Annotated in this window: 17 protein-coding genes; 10 read left to right on the forward strand and 7 right to left on the reverse strand. The window is 67.3% G+C overall.

The window, feature by feature from the left end; all coding sequences use genetic code 11:
• Nucleotides 1-16: 16 nt before the first annotated feature.
• The 4 genes from BLR51_RS07190 to BLR51_RS07205 all read left to right on the forward strand — a co-directional run bounded on the left by BLR51_RS07190 (nt 17) and on the right by BLR51_RS07205 (nt 5,366).
• On the forward strand, nt 17-799 hold the full coding sequence (locus BLR51_RS07190; RefSeq protein ID WP_089845413.1) for an SDR family NAD(P)-dependent oxidoreductase: 783 nt from the start codon (nt 17-19) through the stop codon (nt 797-799).
• A 38-nt stretch (nt 800-837) separates the two neighbouring features.
• A complete protein-coding gene (gene hydA / locus BLR51_RS07195) occupies nt 838-2,334 on the forward strand; it encodes a dihydropyrimidinase (protein ID WP_089845416.1) in 1,497 nt (498 codons plus the stop codon).
• 717 nt (nt 2,335-3,051) lie between these two features.
• Nucleotides 3,052-4,269 carry an MFS transporter gene (locus BLR51_RS07200; protein WP_089845418.1) on the forward strand — a complete coding sequence of 406 codons (1,218 nt, stop codon included), beginning with the start codon at nt 3,052-3,054 and terminating at the stop codon, nt 4,267-4,269.
• 209 nt (nt 4,270-4,478) lie between these two features.
• Nucleotides 4,479-5,366, forward strand: coding sequence for a DMT family transporter (locus tag BLR51_RS07205; protein WP_089845420.1), 888 nt, complete (start codon nt 4,479-4,481; stop codon nt 5,364-5,366).
• A gap of 91 nt (nt 5,367-5,457) precedes the next feature.
• On the opposite strand, the gene BLR51_RS07210 is transcribed toward BLR51_RS07205, so the two are convergent.
• Complete coding sequence (locus tag BLR51_RS07210; RefSeq protein WP_089845421.1) at nt 5,458-6,249, reverse strand: alpha/beta fold hydrolase; 792 nt, start codon at nt 6,247-6,249, stop codon at nt 5,458-5,460.
• Nucleotides 6,250-6,696: 447 nt separating this feature from the next.
• Here BLR51_RS07210 and BLR51_RS07215 point away from each other — a divergent pair, with 447 nt between their 5' ends.
• A complete protein-coding gene (locus BLR51_RS07215) occupies nt 6,697-7,179 on the forward strand; it encodes a MarR family winged helix-turn-helix transcriptional regulator (protein WP_089845423.1) in 483 nt (160 codons plus the stop codon).
• A gap of 43 nt (nt 7,180-7,222) precedes the next feature.
• Here the strand turns inward: BLR51_RS07215 and BLR51_RS07220 are convergent, their stop codons facing one another.
• The 6 genes from BLR51_RS07220 to BLR51_RS07245 all read right to left on the reverse strand — a co-directional run bounded on the left by BLR51_RS07220 (nt 7,223) and on the right by BLR51_RS07245 (nt 13,149).
• The gene (locus BLR51_RS07220) at nt 7,223-8,008 is read right to left on the reverse strand and encodes an anti-sigma factor family protein (protein ID WP_089845424.1); all 786 of its coding nucleotides are present in this window, start codon (nt 8,006-8,008) and stop codon (nt 7,223-7,225) included.
• Nucleotides 8,008-8,529, reverse strand: coding sequence for a sigma-70 family RNA polymerase sigma factor (locus tag BLR51_RS07225; RefSeq protein ID WP_089845426.1), 522 nt, complete (start codon nt 8,527-8,529; stop codon nt 8,008-8,010). The genes BLR51_RS07220 and BLR51_RS07225 overlap by 1 nt, the downstream gene beginning before the upstream one ends.
• A 40-nt stretch (nt 8,530-8,569) precedes the next feature.
• Nucleotides 8,570-8,941: a COG4315 family predicted lipoprotein gene (locus tag BLR51_RS07230; protein ID WP_089845427.1), complete on the reverse strand. Its 372-nt coding sequence runs from the start codon at nt 8,939-8,941 to the stop codon at nt 8,570-8,572.
• 97 nt (nt 8,942-9,038) lie between these two features.
• The gene (locus BLR51_RS07235) at nt 9,039-9,974 is read right to left on the reverse strand and encodes a calcium-binding protein (protein ID WP_089845429.1); all 936 of its coding nucleotides are present in this window, start codon (nt 9,972-9,974) and stop codon (nt 9,039-9,041) included.
• Complete coding sequence (locus tag BLR51_RS07240) at nt 9,971-11,515, reverse strand: calcium-binding protein (RefSeq protein WP_089845431.1); 1,545 nt, start codon at nt 11,513-11,515, stop codon at nt 9,971-9,973. The genes BLR51_RS07235 and BLR51_RS07240 overlap by 4 nt, the downstream gene beginning before the upstream one ends.
• Before the next feature lie 419 nt (nt 11,516-11,934).
• Nucleotides 11,935-13,149, reverse strand: a complete 1,215-nt coding sequence (locus tag BLR51_RS07245) for a winged helix-turn-helix domain-containing protein (RefSeq protein ID WP_089845433.1) — start codon at nt 13,147-13,149, stop codon at nt 11,935-11,937.
• 292 nt (nt 13,150-13,441) lie between these two features.
• Between BLR51_RS07245 and BLR51_RS07250 the strand changes: the two genes are divergently transcribed.
• From BLR51_RS07250 to BLR51_RS07270, 5 genes are read left to right on the forward strand one after another with little or no spacing between them, the layout of a single operon-like run.
• On the forward strand, nt 13,442-14,602 hold the full coding sequence (locus tag BLR51_RS07250; protein ID WP_089845435.1) for an efflux RND transporter periplasmic adaptor subunit: 1,161 nt from the start codon (nt 13,442-13,444) through the stop codon (nt 14,600-14,602).
• Between the two features lie 24 nt (nt 14,603-14,626).
• Nucleotides 14,627-17,737, forward strand: coding sequence for a multidrug efflux RND transporter permease subunit (locus BLR51_RS07255; protein ID WP_089845437.1), 3,111 nt, complete (start codon nt 14,627-14,629; stop codon nt 17,735-17,737).
• The gene (locus tag BLR51_RS07260) at nt 17,734-18,432 is read left to right on the forward strand and encodes a response regulator (protein WP_089845438.1); all 699 of its coding nucleotides are present in this window, start codon (nt 17,734-17,736) and stop codon (nt 18,430-18,432) included. The genes BLR51_RS07255 and BLR51_RS07260 overlap by 4 nt, the downstream gene beginning before the upstream one ends.
• Nucleotides 18,422-19,501 carry an ATP-binding protein gene (locus BLR51_RS07265; RefSeq protein WP_242656675.1) on the forward strand — a complete coding sequence of 360 codons (1,080 nt, stop codon included), beginning with the start codon at nt 18,422-18,424 and terminating at the stop codon, nt 19,499-19,501. The genes BLR51_RS07260 and BLR51_RS07265 overlap by 11 nt, the downstream gene beginning before the upstream one ends.
• On the forward strand, nt 19,494-21,266 hold the full coding sequence (locus BLR51_RS07270) for an ABC transporter ATP-binding protein (protein ID WP_089845440.1): 1,773 nt from the start codon (nt 19,494-19,496) through the stop codon (nt 21,264-21,266). Before BLR51_RS07265 ends, BLR51_RS07270 begins: the two co-directional genes overlap by 8 nt.
• The last annotated feature ends 24 nt before the right edge of the window (nt 21,267-21,290 follow it).

Here is a 21,290-nt window from a genome sequence, read left to right on the forward strand (position 1 = left end):
CGAAGGAGACCCGCCCATGACCCAGACCCGACGCCTTGCAGGCCGCGTTGCCATCGTGACCGGCGGATCCTCCGGCATCGGCCGCGCCATCGTGCAGTGTTTTGCCGCCGAGGGCGCGCATGTGCTGGTGGCCGACATCACCGAAGAGGCCGTGGAGGGGGGCCGCCCCGTCTGCGATCTTGTCGCGGAGGCAGGTGGATCCGCGCTCTTCGTGAAAACCGACGTGGCGCGCGAGACCGAGGTGGAGGCGCTGGTGCAGACGGCCGTCACCCGTCATGGTCGGCTCGACATCCTTGTGAACAATGCCGTGCTCCGCGCGGGCAAGCCGCTGCTTGACACCACCGAGGCCGACTGGGACCGCGTGATGGATGTCAGCCTCAAAGGTGCCTATCTCTGTGCCCGCGCCGCGCTGCGCCAGATGCTGACGCAGGAGATCCGCGCCGAAGCGCGCGGGCGGCTGGTGCATATCTCGTCACAGCACGGGCATGTCTCGGCGCCCGAGGATTTCGCCTATGGCGTCAGCAAGGCCGGGATCGCCTATATGGCCCGCCAGATCGCCGCCGATTACGGGCCGCAGCACATCGTGTCGAATGCCGTGGCTCCGGGCAAGATCCTCACTGGCAAGGGCGGCCGCGCGGTAGAGCCGCGCTGGCTTGCCTATTCCGAACAGCGCACGCCGTGGCCCCGGCTGGGCCGCCCCGAGGACGTGGCGCGCGCGGCGCTGTTCCTTGCCAGCGACGAGGCCAGCTATCTGACCGGTCACACGCTTTTTGTCGATGGCGGCTGGATGGCGGCCTGAGCCGCCCCGCCCCCCTTCCCAAACCCGAGGAGCCGAACGTGCCAGATTACGACATCGTCATCAGAGGCGGGCGCATCGTCACCGCCGCCGAAGTCTTCACCGCTGATCTTGCCATCCGGGGCGGCACCATCGCCGCCATCGGCCACGATCTTGGCAAAGGCCGCGAAGAGATCGATGCCACGGGGCGGCTGGTCCTGCCCGGCGGCATCGATCCGCACTGCCATATCGAGGAGGTCGGCGCGGACGGATCGGTTCAGGAGGAAAGCTTCGTCTCCGGATCCCGCGCGGCGCTGGCCGGGGGCACCACCTCCTTCATCTGCTTCAAGCCGCAATGGCGCGGGCAGACGCTGGCACAGAGCGCCCCGGATTACGAAACCCGCGCCGCACGGTCGCTGGCCGACTATTCCTTCCACCAGATCATCACCGATCCGACGCCCGAGGTTCTGGCCACCGAGATCCCCGCGCTGGCGGCCCGGGGCATCCGCAGCCTGAAGGTCTTTCTGACCTATGATCCGCTGCGCCTGACCGATGGCGACTTCCTCAAGGTTCTGGCCTCTGCCCGGCGGCTTGGCCTGCTGGTCACCGTCCATTGCGAGAATTTCGACGCCATCGCCTGGCAGCAGGAGGCGCTGCTGGCGGCGGGGCTTACCGACCCCGTGCATCACGCCTGGGCCCGTCCTCCGGTGGTCGAGCGCGAGGCCACCCTGCGCGCGATGGCGCTGGCCGAACTTGTGGACCAGCCCCTGCAGATCTTCCACGTGTCTTGCGGAGAAGTGGCCGAAGAGATTGCACGCGCCAAGGCCCGCGGCCAGAAGGTCTGGGCCGAAACCTGCACGCATTACCTGACCCATGGGGTGGATGACCTTGAACGGCCGGATTTCGAGGGCGCCAAATTCGTCTGCTCCCCGGCCCTGCGCGACCGATCAGAGGCGGCCCGGCTCTGGGAAGCGATCCGCGCGGGCACCATCGACATCATCTCTTCGGACCATTGCGGCTTTTCCTTCGCCACTGCCAAGAAGGATCCCGGCGCCTCCAGCTACGGGCAGGGGGCCGCGATGCTGCGCCCCGATGGCACCCCGGCCTTCAATGCCATTCCCAACGGCGCGCCGGGGATCGAGAACCGTCTTACCGTGCTCTTCTCCGAAGGGGTGTCGACGGGGCGGATCGACCTTCCCACCTTTGTCCGCCTCACCTCGGCCAATGCCGCCGAACGCTACGGGCTGGGCGGTCGCAAGGGCACGCTCATGCCCGGGGCCGATGCCGATGTGGTGCTCTGGGATCCGGAGCTTGAACGGACCATCACCGTCGGCGAGATGCAGCACGCCATCGACTACACGCCATGGGAAGGCTACCGCGCCCGGGGCTGGCCGGTCATGACGATCCGCCGGGGTGAGATCGTCATGCGGGACGGTGTCCTTCTTGCGCAGCCCGGCAGCGGCCGGTTTCTGGCGCGCGGCCCCTATGCGGCCATCGCCCCCCGGGGCGTGGTCCCGAACGGGTTCGACACGGTGGGCCGGGGATCCGGGCAGACCTGAGAGCCGCGCCGCCCCTCCCGGAAGCCGGGATCAGGCCTTGGCTCAGGCGCCGCGCCCTGTCCGGAACGCGTTCCGGGCCACCGCAGAGGATTGCGGACCGTATGGTTTTCCCGCGCACAGGCCCCCGCTCGGGCGGGGCGCGGGGCCAGTGCGCGGGGGTCGGCAGGTGCGCGGAATTCTGGCAAAGACGCGCTGCCATGCACTGAGGACAAGTCAGGTCTGCACTACTGACCATTGTGCCGCGACGCGGCATTGGCTAATTAAGGACAACGACACAGCGATGTGTCCCAAGTTTCCTGGGGTTCCTCCTCCTCCCTGAGCCCCGGAAATCAGCGGCGACCCTCTTCTCCTCCTCCCTGGGGGTCGCCGCGTCCTCCCCCTTCTCAGACCATGACGATCAGCTGCGCCGGGCTTCAGTCCCTGCTGCCGTGCCGCAAGGCCAAAGCGGCACCGCCCGGCGTTATGGCGCCCGCCTCAGCCCACACTTTCGCGCCATAGCGCATGCCCCGGACCGCCCGGGATGCGCCCTCATGCCCCCTGCCCCGGGTCGCGGCCTGCGCCGCCCGGCAGATCGGTGGGAACCGACCCTGCCGCGAAGGGATCCGGCGTCTCGCGCCGTCGCGGGAGGGGCGCCTCCGGTTGCTCCTCCCGCCGGATCGTGAAACAGATCGGGGCTTGCGGGATCCTCCCCGCCCTCCCTTTCTGACCGGACCCTGCATGTTATCCTTTCTCCGCAACAACCTGCGCTGGCTTGGGGGCGGGCTGCTGCTGACCTTCGCCTCTGCCTTCGGGCAGACATGGTTCATCTCGCTCTTTGCCGTCTTCATCAAGGACCAGCACGGTCTCAGCGATGGCAGCTGGGGCAGCCTTTATACCGCCGCGACGCTGGCCTCGGCGGGGCTGATGTTCTGGCGGGGCGGCATGGCGGACAGCGTGCCGCTGTCGCGGCTGGCCCCGATGGTCGCACTGGTCTTCGCCCTCGCCGCGCTTGGAATGGCCTGGGCGCCGTCGGTGGCGGTGCTGGGGCTGTCGCTGTTCCTGCTGCGCTTCTGCGGGCAGGGCATGTTCAGCCATATCGCGATGACGGCGATGGGGCGCTGGTTCGAGGCGCGGCGCGGACAGGCCGTGTCCATCACCACGCTGGGCCACCCCGCCGGGGAAATCCTCATGCCGCTGCTGGTGGTCCTGCTGATCGGGGTCCTTGGCTGGCAGGGCACATGGCTGCTGGTGGCCGCGCTTCTGGTGCTGGTGGTGGCGCCCCTGCTGTGCTGGCTTCTGGCCGAGGGCCGCGACCCGGTGGGACAGGCGGCCCGGATCCAGAGCCCGGGCCTGCTCGGGCGGCAATGGCAGCGGCGGGATGCCGTCCGGCACTGGCTGCTGCCCGCTCTGCTGCCCGTGCTGCTGACGCCGGGCTTCATCACCACGGTCATCTTCTTCCATCAGGCGCATATCGCGCAGGTCAAGGGCTGGACTTTGGCCGAGATGGCGCCGGGCTATACGGCTTTTGGCCTGTCCACGGTTGTTGCGGCCTTCGCGGCGGGCTGGGCGGCGGACCGCTTTGGCGCGCTGCGGCTGCTGCCGGGGCTTCTGGTGCCCATGGGGCTGGGCGTGGCGCTGATTGCCCCGTCGGGGAGCGTGACCGGATGGTATCTGGCGCTGGCCGTGGTCGGGATGACGCAAGGTATGGCGGGCTCGCTCTGGGGCGTGCTGTTTCCGGTGCTCTACGGCACCGCGCATCTTGGCGCGATCCGGTCGCTGGCCACCACGATCATGGTCGTTTCCACCGCGATCGGGCCGGGGATCACGGGGATCCTGATCGACGGCGGCATCGGCTTTCCCGCTCAGGCGGCGGTCATGGGCGCGTGGTGTGCCGTCATGGCGCTGTGGTGCTGGATGATCACCCTGCGGGTGCAGCGCGATCTCAACCCCGCCTGAGGGGGCAGAGGTGACCGGCAGGCGCGCCCTCAACCGGAGCGCTGCAGCCTCACCAAGCTTGCGCTTCAGGGGCGCCCGGGCCCACGTCCTCCCCCGGGCCCAAGATGCGCGATCCGCTGCCGGTGCCTGGAATTTGCGCAAATCGGGGGCGGGCCGGTGTGCCTCCGGGCCTGCGCCTGCTAGAGCGGGGGGAGCAATGGAGGAACAGGATGCAGGTCTCGCTTCAGGCACGGCACAGCGATGTCACGATGGGGATGTTCATGATGTGTGTGGGCGTCGCCTGCCTGAGCATCAATGACGCGGTCGCCAAGCAGCTTACCTCAGACTATTCCCCGCTGCAGGTGCTGTTCCTCAGGAACCTGATCGCGCTGCCCTTCGCGATAGGGATCGCCCTGCGGATGGGCGGGACGCGCGCCCTGCGCTCTTACCGGCCTGTCGCGCATCTTGTCCGGGGCGTGGTCTGGGTGGCGGCGGCCTTTCTGTTCTTCACCAGCCTGCGGTATCTTCCGCTGGCCGAGGCCACGGCGCTGGTCTTTGTCGCGCCGCTGTTCATCACCGCGATCTCGGCGCTGGTGCTGCGCGAACAGGTGGGCTGGAAGCGGTGGCTGGCCGTGCTGGCCGGCTTCGCGGGGGTGCTGATCGCGATCCGTCCGGGCGCTGCCAGCTTTCAGCTTGTGTCGCTGCTGCCGGTGGCGACGGCGCTGTTCTACGCCCTGCTCATGGTCAGCGCCCGCTGGGTGGACCGGCGCGAAAGCGTCTGGACGCTGCTCCTGTATCTGACGGGCGCGGGGGCGCTGCTGAGCGCGGTGCTGGTGCCCTTCGTCTGGCGGCCCGTGCCCATGGCGGATCTCTGGCTGTTCGCGGCCATCGCCTTTTTCGGAACGGCTGGCATGACGCTGATGACCCAGGCCTTCCGCATGGCCCCCGCCGTGGTGGTGGCCCCGCTGGATTACACCGCGCTGCTTTGGGCGACGCTGGCAGGCTGGCTGGTCTGGCACGAGATCCCCGAGGCCCCGGTTTTCCTTGGCGCGGCGATCATCATCGCCAGCGGCATCTTCACGGTCTGGCGCGAACACCGGAACGACCGCAGGGCCTGAGGTCCGCGCGGCCTCGGGCGCCGCAGAAGCCCTGCGCAGCGGACGGAGCCCGACCGGAGGCAGCGCGCCTCCGGTCGGGCTGTGGCCGTGTTCAGTTGCCGGGCACTATGGCGGTGCGGGCGGCCTCGTCGATGACATCGGCCACGACCTCGGGCTGGGTGATGAACACGGCGTGGCTCGCCGCGACCTCGGTCACCTTGGCGCCGATGCGCTGTGCCATGTGCTGCAGCATGGCCTGATCAAAGGCCTTGTCCTCGGTGGCGATCACTGCCCAGCTTGGTTTGCTGCGCCATGCCGCATTTTCCAGCACCGTGCCGAAGACCTCCATGCTGATCGGCACCTGAGAGTCGCGCAGGAAGGCGGCATCGGCATCGCTGACATCATGGGCGAACCCGGCCTGAAACATGGACGGCGCGACAAAGCCATACTGATCTTCGCCGATGTCCAGCACGAATTCGGGCGGGGTGGTGAAACCGTCATATTGCTGCGCGGTGGTTTCCCCGGCATCGGGCGACAGGGCCGAGACATAGACCAGCCCCGCCACGTTGGGATGGACGCCCGCTTCGGTGATCACGGTACCGCCCCAGGAATGGCCGACAAGGATCGCGGGGGCATTCTGGCGGTCCAGCGCGCGTCTGGTGGCCGCCACATCCTCGGCCAGCGAGGTCAGCGGGTTCTGCACCAGCGTCACGCTGTAGCCGCGCGCGGTCAGCTGGTCATAGACCCCGCGCCAGCCGGAGGCATCGGCAAAGGCGCCGTGAACCAGCACGACATGGCGGATCGGCTGATCCTCCGGGATGGCCTGCGCATGGCTCTGGCCCGCGGTTCCGAGCGCCCCTGCCGTGGCTGCGGCGGCAAGGAGGGTCTTGAATTTCGAAGTCATGGGATCGTCCTTCCGATTCTGATTAATGCGATAATAGTTATGGCGATATTTGTTTGTCTATAGCGAGGCGGGGCTACTTGTCAAAGTAAAACTTATCGCGATATTGTTTTCCCTGAGAGGCCTCGCCACGCCCTCAGGAACTGGTCAAACCACCAGACCTTGCACAGCCCCCGTCCCGCTGCAGATCCGGGACTGCCCTGCCCTCCACAGGGTCAGCAGGGCATGGGGCGGGATGCGGCGCAGTGCGCGACATCCTGAAAAGACTGACGCGGGCGGCGGAGGAATAATCCCGCAGCAGGGGAAATTTTCCGAATTAAAGCCGCGCGCCGCGATGGCATGGGCGGTGAACACGGGCGCGCCGGACCCGCGCGGGGTGGACCGGCTTGCAACCTTGATAAATTATCGTGATAATATTTTTCTGCATCCCGCCACCGTCAGGAACAGGTCATGACAGCCGACAGCCCCTCCCCCCCCGTCCCGCTGGAGGACCAGCTCTGCTTTGCCATCCACTCGGCCAGCATGGCGATCCAGCGGCTTTACAAGCCCATGCTGGACGAGATGGGCCTGACCTATCCGCAATATCTCGTGCTCAATGTGCTGTGGCGGGAGGAGGGTCAGAGCGTCGGCGCCATTGCCGCGCGGCTGGCGCTGGAGTCCAGCACGCTGACCCCGCTGCTGAAGCGGCTGGAGGCGGCGGGGCTGCTGCGCCGGACCCGCAATCCGCAGAACGAGCGGCAGGTCCTGATCGCGCTGACCGACAAAGGCCGGGCGCTGCGCGGTGGGGCAGGCTGTCTGGGCGCGGCGCTGCTGGACGCCTCGGGCGAACCCGCGTCGGAGCTTGCCCGGCTGAACCGGGACATCACCGCCCTGCGCGATGCCATCTATGGCCAGATCGGCACATGGGATCCGGCACCGCAGGACAGGGCTTAGCCGCCCGCCCTGCGCGCGCCGCAGCCACCCGTCCGGCGGCGGCTCAGATCAGCTGGTCATAAGCCTCAAGGGCGATGCGCCGCAGCAGATCGCGCGGCACGCTGCCCACCACGGCATAGCTCAGGTCGCGGTCCATCCAGAAGAAGCTCTGGGTGGTGCCCTCCTGCGCGAACTGGAAGGCGGTCTCCTGACCGGCCCCCTGCGGCGCGATGTAAAGCGTGATGCGCTGCCCCTCGGCATTGTCATACATGAAAAGCGCGGCGGCCCCCTGATCCGAGGGCACGATCCGCCCCCCCATCAGGCTGAACCCTGCCGCGGCAAAATCCGGCGGACGGATTTCGTGGCCCAGCCGTCGGGACATCCAGGTGGTCAGATGCTCGGCCTCCGAGGCGGGCACCTCGACCGGGTGCGCCACCTCCACCACATAGGTGGCGTAGGCGCCCATGGCGCGGGCGGCAAGGCTCTGCGCGGCGGCGGAAGGCGTCGCAAGATCGCGCGCGAGCCAGCCGCCGCCTGCCCCAAGCGCCAGCGCCGCAAGCGTCGCCGCGATCAGGCCGCGCCTGCCCGACCGGCGGGGAGGCTCCGCGCCGGCGTCTTCCGCTGCCGCCCGGCGCAGGATGTCGGTCAGCCGGTCCGGCACGGCTTCCTGCGCGACGGGATCGTAAAGCGCCCGGATCGCGCCGTCCTGCCGCTGCCATTCGGCCAGCGTGGCGCGGGCGGCGGGATCCTCGGCCAGACGCGCCTCCAGCGCGGCCCGGTCCTCGGGCGGCAGGACGTCCTGCGCATAGTCCAGCAGTTCGGTCTCGGTCAGGGCGGGTCTGTCGGGCATCATCTCCTCCCCCGGCTTGGTCCGGGCACCACCTCGGCCCCTGTGCCGCGTCCGGTCAGCACGCGCAATGTGGCACGGGCGCGGGCCAGCCGCGACATCAGCGTGCCTTTCGGGATGTCCAGCAGGCTGGCGGCCTCCTCGAAGCTCCGGCCTTCAAGCGCCACGATCAGCAGCGCCTCGCGCTGGTCGACGGGCAAGCGGGCGATGGCCTCATGCACCTCGCGCAGCGCCAGCGCGCCTTCTTGGCCGCCGCATTGCGCAGGTTCCGACACCAGATCCTCGATAGCGACCAGATGCCCGGGCAGCGGGGACCGGCGCTGCAGGTCGCGGTAGCGGTTGATCAGGATCCGGAACAGCCACGCCTGAACCGGGCCGTCGCCGCGCCACAGATGGCGGCTGGCAACGGCCCGCTCCAGACAGTCCTGGACCAGATCATCGGCCCGGTCGCGGTCCCGCATCAAAGCCCGGGCATAGCGCCGCAGCGCCGGTATCGCAGCTTCGATCTCGACAAGGACCTTCATCGACCGGGCTTTCCGTCACATGTCCAAAGGGCGCAGGCGGTCAGGGCCGGGCGATGTGCCAGACGCCCTTGACCCCGTCCCCGGCCACATCCCCGGGAGCGGCATCCTTGGCGAAGGTATAAAGCGGCATGCCCTTGTAGGTCCACTGCCGCGCGCCATCGGTCCGGTCGATCACGGCATACTCGCCCTCGGCCTTGTCCTCTGCCGTTGCGGCAAGGATCGGCCAGATCGCCACGCAGTCGCCCGCGCAGGACGACACCCCCGCCATGTCCTTGTCGAAGGTATAAAGCGTCATGCCCCCGGCATCAGTGAGCAGGGCGCCGCCCGCGCCTTGGGCGGTGAGGGCGGGATCAGCCATGGCGGCGCCCGCGGCAAGGATCAGCGGGCAGAGAGAGAGGATGAGACGGTTCATGAGGGTCACTCCGGGTTGCTGGACGCACCGCAGATCGCGGCGTCCTGAAGTGAATGACGCGGGCGGGCAGGCAATAATCCTGCGGCAGAAGATATTTTTATGAGACGCTGCCGCACCGGCCAGATGCCCCGTGTCGCGGACGGCCCCGGTCAGTCCGGGGGAGGGATCGGCCACGCATCGGGTGCACCTTTTCATCGAACCGATGCGTGGCAGATTGGCCGGGCCCCCCAAGCCCCCTGCGATCCGTGGTCAGAAGAGGACGTCGTTGGCCGCCATCCGTGCTGTGCAGAGCTTCCAGCGTGATCGAGCTGTCGGCGATCAGGATCCGGACGTTGCCGCCCTCTTGCACAAACACCAGATCATCAGAACTGTCGACCTCGCTGACCAGCCGCAGATCGATACGGTCGCGGCGGGTGTCAAAATCGGGGATGACATCGTGGCCAAAGCTCAGCACGACCTGCAGCGTTTCCGTGCTGCCGTTGATCAGCCGAACCTGATCGGTGGCAAAGATGAACTTGTCCGCATCCGCGCCGCCCGTCAGGATGTCGTCGCCTTCGCCCCCTTCAAGCCGGTCAGCGCCACGGCCACCGGTCAGGGTGTCATTGCCCTTTCCGCCTTCGCGCAGATCACGGCCCGACCCACCGTCGAGCAGGTCAACGCCGCGGCCCCCGAAAAGGTCATCGTCATGGTCGCCGCCGATCAGCAGGTCGCTTCCGGCGCCGCCCTCCAGCGGGTCGTGCCCCGAGCCGCCCACCAGATAGCTGGCCTTGTTCGTGGCGGTCAGCACCTCATCGCCCGAGCCGCCGAACTGGTGCTGACCCGACGGCGTCAGGCGCTGCACCATCAGCCGATTTCCTGCGGTTTCGTCAAGATAGACCACGACCACCGCGCCATCCGACAGGGGGGCGGTTTGCAGATAGCTGCCGACGGTGTGACCCTCGGCAGAGATCGCCGTGGGATTGACGGAAAAGCGGATGCCGTCGTCAGCGGGCGCCTCCGGGGCTGCCTCGTCTGCGGGCAGGACAGCGATCACATCCTGCCCCTCGGTTTTAGCTCGTTCGGCAGGGTGGCAACGTCGATGTCCTGCGCAACCCTGCGGTCGCGGCTGTCAAAGCCCTGCGTTGCGGCCTGATCTGACGGGATGGGATCAAAGATGCAGATCGTCTCGACATCCGCGCCGAACTCGGCCCGGCCAAGTTCGGTCAGGACACCACCCCTCTCGGCATAATGGAGCACGGTCAGGGTGCCGTTCTCTTCGATGATATCGAAATCCGACGTGACCTCACGGATCACCCGGCCTTTGGCATCTGTTTCCTGAACGATAACCTTTTGCACTTCGACCACATCCTGCCCCGCGCAGCCAAAGATGCGGTTTTGCCCGCCATCCAGCAGGAAGGTATCGTCCCCTGCCCCGCCGGACAGCACGTTCCGCCCGTCGCCCCCGGCCAGATAATCGTCCCCGCCGCCGCCCATCAGCGTGTCGCCCCCGGCATCTCCCAGCAGGGCGTCATTGCCGTCACGGCCAAGGATCAGGTCATCCCCGGCTTCCCCGTCCAGCAGGTTGTCCGCGCCGTCACCGAACAGCCGGTCGTCAAGGTCCGTGCCCACCAGACCTTCGGTCCCGGATAGGCTGGCATCAGCCGCGCCAGTGGCAAGGTCCGCCTGAACCCCAAAATCTGCCGGTTGCGCATTGAACGAAACGACATCCCCCGCCGTGCCCGCATCGTGACCGCCGCCGTCCAGAACATCGTGACCGGGCCGGGCCGGGCCGGTCGTGACGGCCGTGCTCAGCACGTCATTGCCAGCCTCACCGCGCAAGCTGTCGGACCCGGCGCCACCGTAAAGCAGATCGTCGCCCTGAAGGCCGTCCAGCGTGTCATTGCCCTCTGCCCCGTCACCCGTCAGAAGCCCTTCGACATTGGCGATCACGCCATGCGCGCTGCCTCCAAGCGTCATGTCGATGGTCCGGTCCGACACCTCGCCGGAAAGGTCGAGCGTGTCGACGCCCGCGCCGCCATCAATCTCGTCCTCCGGATCCAGCCCGACAAGGACATCATTGCCCGAGCCGCCAAGCAGGATGTCCCGCCCCGCGCCGCCTTTCAGCGTATCGTCCCCTGTGCCGCCATTGACGACATCGTTGCCGGCACCCCCGTCAATGCTGTCATTGCCAGCATCCCCCAGAAGCGCATTGTCGACCTCGTTCCCGGTGATGGTGTCATCGCCATTGCCGCCGATGACATCCTCGAAATTGACAAACCCTGTCCCCTGCTGCGTGGCACCGTCGCTTGGCCCACTCACGGCGATCGGCGTCACACCGAGGGATCGACCGATCCCGGAACTGCCCACCCTGTCCGCGTCCTGTGCGACGGCAAGCCTGGCATAGCTTGTCACCGGCGTGGCGCCGCCGCTGACGAAATTCGTCTCGCTGCCCGGTTCGGCGCCGGTATGCAGGCTGACCGCGATCCCCACTTCCACGCCATTGGCCGACAGAACGTCCTGCCCGGCACCGCCGTCGATATAGACCTCGCCGCCCGCGATCGACACCATGTCATTGCCAAAGCCCGCGCGCACCACATGCGAGTCCTGGCAGTGTTCCTGATCCTGTGTGTTTCGGCCTGCGCGACGTTGCAGCAACAGCCCGCCCGCGACCCTGTCGTGGACCACCGGCAACTGCCGCCGCCGCCTTTGTCACCTCCGGCATAGCCGCCGGCCCCGGTTTTCGCCGCAGCGGGGATGTGGAGCAGGTCCGGTCCCGGCTGAGCCAGCGTGCAAGGGATCTGGGTGCCACCGGAAAGGACGAGACATTCGATGCCGGGCTGATCGTGTCGCCGCAGGGCTGCCAGCGCCGGGAGGCGCGTGTCTTTCAGATGATGCCTTCATGGGCCTTCATCCGCGAAGGAGCACACAAGCTGCAGCCAGCGGAGCGGGCCCATGCGACATGCCGGTGCCGCCGGGGAGCCTGCAGGCGGCTGGGACATCCGCCCGTCTTCGTTTCAGGGGAGGATGTGATCGCGCTGCCAGCCGGGCAGAAACTCCAGCCGGTCGCAGCCGGAAAATCTGGCGAGCCGCTGAAGCTCTGCGTCCAGCTTTGCGGCCCGCGCCTTGGTCAGGCGGATCCCGGCCTCGGGCCAGAAGGCCCGGACCCGCAGCACGGATTCGGTGCGGACCGCCTTGGCATCCAGCCGCCCCACCAGCCGGTCGCCTTCCAGCACCGGAAAGACGTAATAGCCCCAGCGGCGCTTCGCCTCGGGCACGAAGACCTCGATCCGGTAGCGGAAGCCAAACAGGAATTCCGCGCGGGCCCGATCCCGCAGAGCCGGATCGAACGGCGACAGCACGCGCAGGCGCTGGCTTGGATCCGGCGCGGCATCGGCCCGGTCCAGCACATCGGGGCGCGCAAACGCCCGGCGCCGGGTTCCATCCGCGCCTTCGACCAGAATTTCGAGGATCTCGCCGCGCGCCAGTGCCGCGATGCTCCACGCTTTTACCGCCTCGGGGGGCGCCGCGTTCCAGTAAGCCTGCAGTTCCCGGACGCTGGCAAAACCCAGATGATCCAGCGCCGAGGCACATGCCCAGTCAACCATGGCCTCAAACGGGATCCGGTCGGCATGGAGCGGCGCAGGCACCACATGTTCGGTCAGATCGTACACCTTCTGAAACCCCTCGCGCCGCGTGACGGACAGCTTTCCCGTCCACCACAGCCATTCAAGAGCGGTCTTTGACGGGTGCCAGTCCCACCAGCCGCCCCGGCTGCGCACTTCCTCCCTGCCGATATCCGAGGATGTGACCGGCCCGTGCCGGGCGACATGGTTCAGGATCTCGTCAAAACGCGCCTCGTAACCGTCGGGGAACCATTTCTGCCAGCCGGCCCGCAGCTTTTCGGCGTTGCGGTCAAACCGGTGCCGCCAATAGGGAAAGGTCTCCACGGGCAGCATGGAGGCGTCATGGGTCCAGTGCTCCCACAGGCTGCGGTCGCGTTCGAGCAGGGGTTTCAGCGCGCGGGGCCGGTAGCTCTGGCGCCGGGCAAACAGGATCATGTGATGGGCCCGTTCGACCGTGGCGATGCTGTCGATCTGGACAAAGCCGATGCGCCGGATCAGCGCGGCAAGCTCTGCACCGGTCGCGGCCCCTGTTGGGGCTTCGGCCAAGGCGTGCCGGTCCAGAAACAGGCGCCGCGCGAGAGGGTTCAGAAGAACGGGCATGGTCATGCGCTAGGCCTACCATGCTGCGGACCGCAGGCAAGCCGCCATGCTCGGGCGGCGTTTCGTATCGTGGCGCTTTTGCGGCTGTGGTCCCTTTGCTGTGGCCAAGGGCCCCTGCCCGGCCCCAGATGCCGCCCGGACCAGCGGCGAATGCTCTCGGGCGGCATGACCGGCATCCCGCGCGGCCAGTCCCCTCATGCATGCATCGGAGCGGTCTCCACGCAATCTCCACAAAACCTCTGCGGTTCTTCGACGGAGCGGTGCGACCAGCGGGCCTTGCGAAACCAAGGATCACGCCATGTCGCGCCGCAGTCTCTTCATCCTCTTTGGTCCTGCCCTGCTGGCGGGATCGCTTGCTTTCCTGCTGCCTGCCAGCCCTTCAAGCGAGGCGGAGGGACGCGACGGCGGGCCAGACCTGACCGTTCAGCTGACGGTGACACCGGTTCTGCCTGAACGCGTGGTGCTGGAGCGTGAATTGTCCGGCCGGGTTGCCGCCTATCGACGGGTCGAGATCCGGCCGCAGATCGGCGGGCTGATCCTTGACCGGAAGGTGGATGAGGGGATGCGGGTGGCGGCGGGCGACGTGCTTTTTCGCATCGATCCGGCACCTTTCGACGCCGATCTGCGCGCGGCCGAGGCAGCCCTGACGCGGGCGGAAGCGGTCGCGGCACAGGCCCGCCGGATGCTTGACCGTTCGGACACGCTACTGGCGAAGCACGTGGTGAGCCCGGAAAAACACGATGCCGCCCGCAACGATCTGGTGCTGGCTGCGGCAGACCTTGCCGAGGCACGCGCCGTGGTCCAGCGCAAAAGGCTGGATCTGGACTTCGCCACGCTGCGTTCCCCGATAGACGGCTATGTCGCGTCGGGGCTCGCCGATATTGGCGGGCTCGCGACACCGGGGGGCGACAAGCCGCTGGCGGTCGTGCAGGATCTGGAGAAGGTCTTTGTCGATCTGCAGGTGCCCGCCGCAGGGCTGGACGCCATCCTGCTGGCTTCCGAGGCGGGGCTGGGGCCGGTCCGGGTCATGGCGGACCGGGACGGGGCAGAGCCGAGGGCGGGGCAGCTCAGATCCTCGGATGTTATCGTTGATCCCGGCACGGGAAATGCCTCTGTCCGCGTTGAAGTGGCCAATCCCGATCTTGCCCTGCTGCCCGGCATGTATGTCCGTGCCAGACTGCCGCGCGGGGTTGCCGAAGATGCCCTGCTGGTGCCGGAAGATGCGGTTCTGCGCCGGGGTGACGGCATGGCGCAGGTTGTCGTCGTGTCGGATCAGACCAAGGCCACGCGCCGCGACGTGCGCTTGGGTGACCGGATTGGCAGCCGCATCCTTGTCACCTCCGGCCTGAAGCCCGGAGAACGCGTGGCCATCCGCGGGCAGGACCGCGTGCCCGACGGCACCACGCTGCAGGTCACGCCGGTTGCGGCAGATGATCTGCCCGCCCTCCCCCATCCGTGAAGCCCTCCCCGAAAGACCGGTATCATGTCGCAGTTCTTCATCACCCGCCCGGTTTTTGCCTGGGTCATCGCCATATTCATCGCGCTGGCCGGGATCGCAGCGATCCCGCAGCTGCCGGTCGCGCGGTTCCCCGACATCGCGCCACCCAGCGTGAGCATCTTCACCAGCTATTCCGGGGCTGACGCACAGACCGTCAGTGACAGCGTCGTGCGCCCGATCGAAAAGGAACTCTCCAGCGTCAAGAACGTGCTTTATTACGAGTCCAGCGTGGATTCGACGGGCGGCGCCAATATCTCGGTCACCTTCAAGCCCGGCACGGATCCCGAGATGGCCCAGATGGATGTGCAGAACCGGCTGAAGAACGCCGAGGCCCTGCTGCCAGACCCGGTGCGCCGCTCCGGCATCGGGGTGGAGGCGGCGGAGTCCGGTTTTCTGATGGTCATCACGCTGCGATCTCGTGACGGCAAGACCGATGAGCTGAGCCTTGGCGATTACCTGACCCGCAGCTTGGCAGAGGAGCTGAAACGCATCCCCGGCGTCGGGCGCGTGCAGCAGTTCGGGTCGGACCGTGCGATGCGGGTCTGGGTCGATCCGGCCCGGCTTGGCGCCTATGGCCTGACCATGACCGATGTGACCGACGCGATTGCCAGCGAAAACGCGCAGGCCACGCCGGGCCGGGTCGGCGACGAGCCGACGGTTCCGGGCACCCGCATGTCGACCCCGCTGACGATCCGCGGTCAGCTGACCACAGTCGAGGCCTTTGCCGCCATCCCGCTGCGCGCCAATACCGATGGATCACGGCTGGTTCTGGGCGATGTCGCGCGGCTGGAAATCGGCGCGCAGACCACGGCCTTCAGCGTCAGCAGCAACGGCAAGGGGGCCGCTGCCGCCGCTGTCCAGATGTCCCCCGGCGCCAATGCCGTGCGCACTGCGGAGGCCATCGAAACGCGGCTGGCAGAGCTGCGCCCTGCCCTGCCCGAGGATATGGAGGTTTCCATCTCCTACAACACCGCGCCTTTCGTGAAACTGTCGATCACCAAGGTGATCCAGACGCTGATCGAGGCGATGGTGCTGGTCTTTCTGGTGATCCTGCTCTTCCTGCAGAAGCTCCGCTATACGCTGATCCCGGCCATCGTCGCCCCCATCGCGCTTCTGGGCACGTTTGCGGTCATGTGGGCCGCAGGTTTTTCGATCAACGTGCTGACCATGTTCGGCATGGTGCTGGCCATCGGCATCATCGTCGATGACGCCATCGTGGTGGTCGAGAATGTCGAACGCATCATGGCGCGTCAGGGTCTGTCCCCCAGAGCGGCCACGCAACAGGCGATGCGCGAAATCTCGGGCGCCATCGTCGGCATCACGCTGGTTCTGGCCGCCGTCTTTATCCCGATGGGGCTGGCTGGCGGATCGGTCGGCGCGATCTATCGCCAGTTCACGCTGTCCATGGCGGTCTCGATCCTGTTTTCGGCCTTTCTGGCGCTGACGCTGACGCCGGCCCTTTGCGCCACGCTCCTGAAACCCGTGACCGGACATGACGAGGAACGCGGCGCCCTCGGCTGGTTCAACAGCCGGTTCGAGGCGCTGACCCGGCGCTATGTGGGCCATGTGGGCTGGACCCTGCGGCGGAGCGGGCGGATGCTGGTGATCTATGCCGCGCTGGTCGCGGCGATGGGTTTTGGCTATATGCGGGTTCCGAGCTCGTTCGTTCCGGAAGAGGATCAGGGCAGTTTCATGGCCATGTTCGAACTGCCCGCAGGCGCCACCGCCGAACGCACCCGTGCCGTGATCGCAGCCTATGAGGCCCATACCGCGACCCGCCCCGACATCACCGAGAATACCGTGATCCTTGGCTTCGGCTTCTCCGGCTCTGGCCCGAATGCGGCGCAGGCCTTCACCAGCATGAAGGACTGGAGCGCGCGCAAGACCACCGTGGACGAGGAGATCGCTGCCGCCGAGGCTGCCATGGCCGATATTCCCGAAGGCGTCGCGATGATCATGAAGCCCCCGGCGATTGAATCGCTGGGCACGACCTCGGGGTTCTCGCTGCGGCTTGAGGATCGCGCCAATGCCGGACCCGCCGCGCTGAAGGCGGCGGAGGATCAGCTGATCGGGCTGGCGGAGGCGAGCCCGCTGCTGACCGGGGTGATGAGCGAGGGTCTGCCCGACGGCATGAGCATCGCCCTGAAGATCGACCGCGAAAAAGCGCAGGCGCTTGGTCTGCGGTTCGACACGATCAGCGAGACGATCTCGACCGCGATCGGGTCGGCCTATGTGAACGATTTCCCCAATCATGGCCGCATGCAGCAGGTGATCGTGCAGGCCGACGCCCCGGCCCGGATGCATGTCGAGGATGTTCTGCAGCTTGAGGTGCGCAATCTTGGCGGCGGCATGGTGCCCCTGTCCGAGGTGGTCACGCCAGTCTGGGAAAGCACGCCCCCGCAGCTTGAACGTTACAACGGCTATCCTGCCGCGCGCATCTCTGGCGCGGCGGCACGCGGCGTGTCGAGCGGCGCGGCCATGGCCGAGATGGAGCGGCTGGCGCAGGCGCTGCCGCAGGGCTTCGCCGTGGAATGGACCGGGCAGTCCCTGCAGGAACAGCAATCGGCCAGTCAGGCGCCGATGCTGCTGGCGGCTTCGATGCTGGTGGTGTTTCTGGTGCTGGCAGCCCTTTATGAAAGCTGGTCGGTGCCGCTTTCGGTGATGCTGGTGGTGCCGCTTGGCCTGCTGGGCGCGGTGGCCGCCGTGCTGCTGCGCGGGACGGAAAATGACGTGTTCTTCAAGGTGGGGCTGATCACCATCATCGGGCTGTCAGCCAAGAACGCCATTCTGATGGTGGAATATGCCCGCCACCTGAGAGAGCAGGGCATGGGGCTGCACCGGGCCATGTTGCAGGCCGCGCGCCTGCGGCTTCGCCCGATCCTGATGACCTCGCTTGCCTTCATTCTGGGAGTTGTGCCCCTGATGATGGCCCGGGGCGCGGGGGCAGAGATCCAGAATGCCATCGGCACCGGCGTCTTCGGGGGGATGCTATCCGCCACGGTTCTCGCAGTATTTTTCGTGCCCGTGCTTTATGTTGTGACCATCCGCCTGACGCGCAGGGCGTCGGGCGGCAAGACCGGAAAGACCGCGCCATGACCGATGCCCTGATCCTGATCGTCGAGGACGAGCCCGAGATTGCCGAAATCCTCGAAACCTACTTCACCCGCGAAGGCTTTCGCGTGATCTGCGCCCGTGACGGCACGACCGGGCTCGCGCATCACCAGATGCTGCGCCCCGATCTGGTGGTCTTGGACATCAAGCTGCCGGGACAGGACGGCTACGAGGTGCTGGCCACGATCCGGCGCCGCAGCGAAACGCCGGTCATCATGGTTACGGCGCTGGCCGAGGATCTTGACAAGCTGCAGGCGCTGCGGATCGGGGCCGATGACTATGTGGTCAAACCCTTCAACCCCCACGAGGTGATCGCCCGCGCCCGCGCCGTGTTGCGCCGCACGAGGGGGCGGGCGCCCGATCACCTGCTGCGCATTGGTCCGCTGACGGTCGATCCCGAGGCCTATCGCGCGGTGGTCGATGGCGGTGCAGGGCCGGTCACGCTGGATCTGACCCCCACCGAATACCGCATTCTCGCCCATATGGCGCGCAGTCCGGGCCGGGCCTTCAGCCGCGGCGATCTGGTGGATGCCTGCCTTCCCGAAGGAGCGGCGCTGGACCGCACCGTTGACAGCCATGTCAGCAACCTGCGCCGCAAGCTTGCGGCAGCGGGAGGGGAGGGCCTGCTCGAAGGCGTGCGCGGGATCGGCTATCGTCTGGATGTCGCCCATGTCCGCTGACCTCAACGCGCGCATTTCCAGAACCATGATCGCGCTGACCCTGATCGCGGGGCTGATCGTCTATCTGGGTCTCATGGCCTATTTCCTGTTTATCTACGAATGGCTTTATCCCGAACCCGAGGATCCGGCCGCATGGCGCACCGCCGATACGGTCATGATGCTGACGCTGCTGGCCTTTGGCCTGCTGACCGCGTCGGCGATCGGCTGGCGTCTGGCCCGGCGCATCGTGGCACCGCTGAACGCCGTGGCCGGGGCCACGCGGCGGATTGCAGGCGGAGATTTTTCTGCCCGTGCCGCCCTGCCGCCGGGCAGTTTCCGGGAGGCGGCGGATCTGATGGCCGATTTCAACGCCATGGCCGAACGGCTGGACCGCGCCGAGGCCGAGCTGGCCTATTCCAACTCCGCCATCGCCCATGAGCTGCGCACGCCGCTGACAATCCTGCGCGGCCGTCTGCAGGGCCTGTCGGATGGCGTGTTTGCGCCCACGCCCCAGCTTTATGACCGGCTGATCGCGCATGTCGACCACCTTTCCGCCGTGGTCGAAGAACTGCGCACGCTCGCGCTCAGCAATGCCGGGCAGCTCGACCTGAGCTATCGCCCGCTCGATCTGGCGGAGGCTGTCGGCGCCGCAGTGACCGGGATGGAGGCCGAACTGACGGCGGCGGGGATCACCCTTACGCTGTCGCTGGCCCCGGCCCCGGTGCTGGCCGACCAGACGCGGCTGCATCAGGCCTGTGTCGCGGTGCTGGAAAACTGCCGCCGCTATGCACCGCAAAGCCGCGTGCATGTCGAGACCCGCACCGAACGCGAAGACGTGGTCTTTCGCTGCTCCGATACCGGGCCGGGGCTTTCCGCAGACCACCAGATGCGCGCTTTTGATCGCTTCTGGCGCGCCGACGACTCGCGCGGGCGTGCTCGGGGCGGGTCGGGCCTTGGCCTGCCCATCGTGCGCGCCATCGCCCGCGCCCATGGCGGCGAGGCCCGGATCATCCCGCAGGCCGGCCCCGGCCTGACCGTGGAGATCCGCCTGCCGCAACGCCCCTCCTCCGCTGGACTGACCGATGACTGACGGACCCGAAAATTACGACGATCTCGCCGCGCGGCATGTCTCCTTGCGGCGCGTCCTGCGGCTCTTCGCCCCCTACCGCCTGCGGATCGCGGCAGTGGTGGCGTTGATGATCCTCGCAGCAGCCGTCGGGCTTGCCGGGCCGTTTCTTCTGCGCGCGATCATCGACATCGCCTTGCCGCAGCAAGATCTGCCCCTGCTGATCTGGCTGGCTGGCGGCATGATCACGGCGGCGCTGGCTTCCGCCGGGATCGGCGCGCTGCAGGTCGTGCTGAGCGCCCGTATCGGTCAGGCGATCCTGCATGATCTGCGCGTCCGGCTTTATGCGCATCTGCAGACGCTGTCGCTGCGGTTCTTCACCGCCACCCGCACCGGTGACGTGCAGGCGCGGATCGCGGGCGACATCGCCGGGCTGCAGTCCCTGATGACCGACAGCGCGAACGAGCTTGGCCGGTCCCTCAGCGCGGTGGTGATGACGGCGGTGGCGATCGTCATTCTGGACTGGCGGCTGGCGCTCTTCGTGCTGATGATCGTGCCGGTGACCGTGCTGATCAGCGCCCGTGTCGCCCGGCTGCGCGAGGCGCTGACCTTTCAGCAGCAGGCGCGTGCCTCCGACATGTCGGCGGCGGTGCAGGAAACGCTGTCGGCACCGGGCATCATTCTGGCCCGCACCATGGGGCGCGGCCCTTGGCTCACGCAGCGCTTCACCCGTATTTCCCACGATCTTGCACAGCTGGAGGTGCGGTCGCATACGGCGGGCGAATGGCAGTGGTCCCTGATCGGCTTTGCGCTGGCCACCCTGCCCGCGCTGACGCTGCTGGCGGGCGGCCTGCTGATGCAGGGCGGAAATCCGGCCAGCATCGGCACGCTCGTCGCGATGATCGCGCTTCAGGAACAACTCCTGTGGCCGTTCGAACAGCTGCTGGAGGTGGGCCGCGACACGCGCAAGACCCGCGCGCTCTTTGCCCGCATCTTCGAATATCTCGACAAGCCGGTCGAGATCACCGAACGCAGTGACCCCGTGACCATCCCCCGCACCGCGATGCGCGGCGAGGTCGAGCTGGACCATGTCAGCTTTGCCTATACCGACGGGCGCGGCCCTGCGGTAAATGACGTGTCGCTCACCATCCCGGCAGGCAGCCATGTCGCCATCGTCGGCCCCACCGGGTCGGGCAAGACCACGCTCGGCTACCTTCTGGCGCGGCTTTACGATGTCGAAAGCGGCGCGATCCGCTTTGACGGGGTGGATCTGCGCGATCTGAGCTTTGAGACGCTGTCGCAGATGCTGGGCGTGGTGTCGCAGGAACCCTATCTTCTGCATGCCACCGTGGCCGAGAACCTGCGCTTCGCCCGCCCCGGCGCCACAAAGGACGAGATGATCACGGCAGCAAAGGTGGCGCAGATCCATAACCATATCGCCGGGTTGCCGGAGGGGTATGACACCTTGGTCGGTGAGGGCGGTTCGCGGTTCTCGGGTGGCGAGAAGCAGCGGCTGGCTCTGGCCCGCACCATTCTGCGCGACCCGCCGATCCTGCTGCTGGACGAGGCGACAAGTGCGCTTGATACCCGCACCGAACGCGCGATGTCGCAGGCGCTGGAGACGATGTCGAAGGGCCGCACGACCATCACCATCGCGCATAGGCTTTCGACCGTGCGTCATGCCGATCTGATCGTGGTCATGCATCGCGGCCGCGTGGTCGAGACGGGCCGCCATGAGGCGCTGGCGGCGAAAGGCGGCATCTATGCCGGGCTGCTCGTGGGCACGTAAACACCCCCGGGGCGCGGCACATGA

It is taken from the genome of Salipiger marinus (assembly GCF_900100085.1).
Classification (GTDB): Bacteria; Pseudomonadota; Alphaproteobacteria; order Rhodobacterales; family Rhodobacteraceae; genus Salipiger; species Salipiger marinus.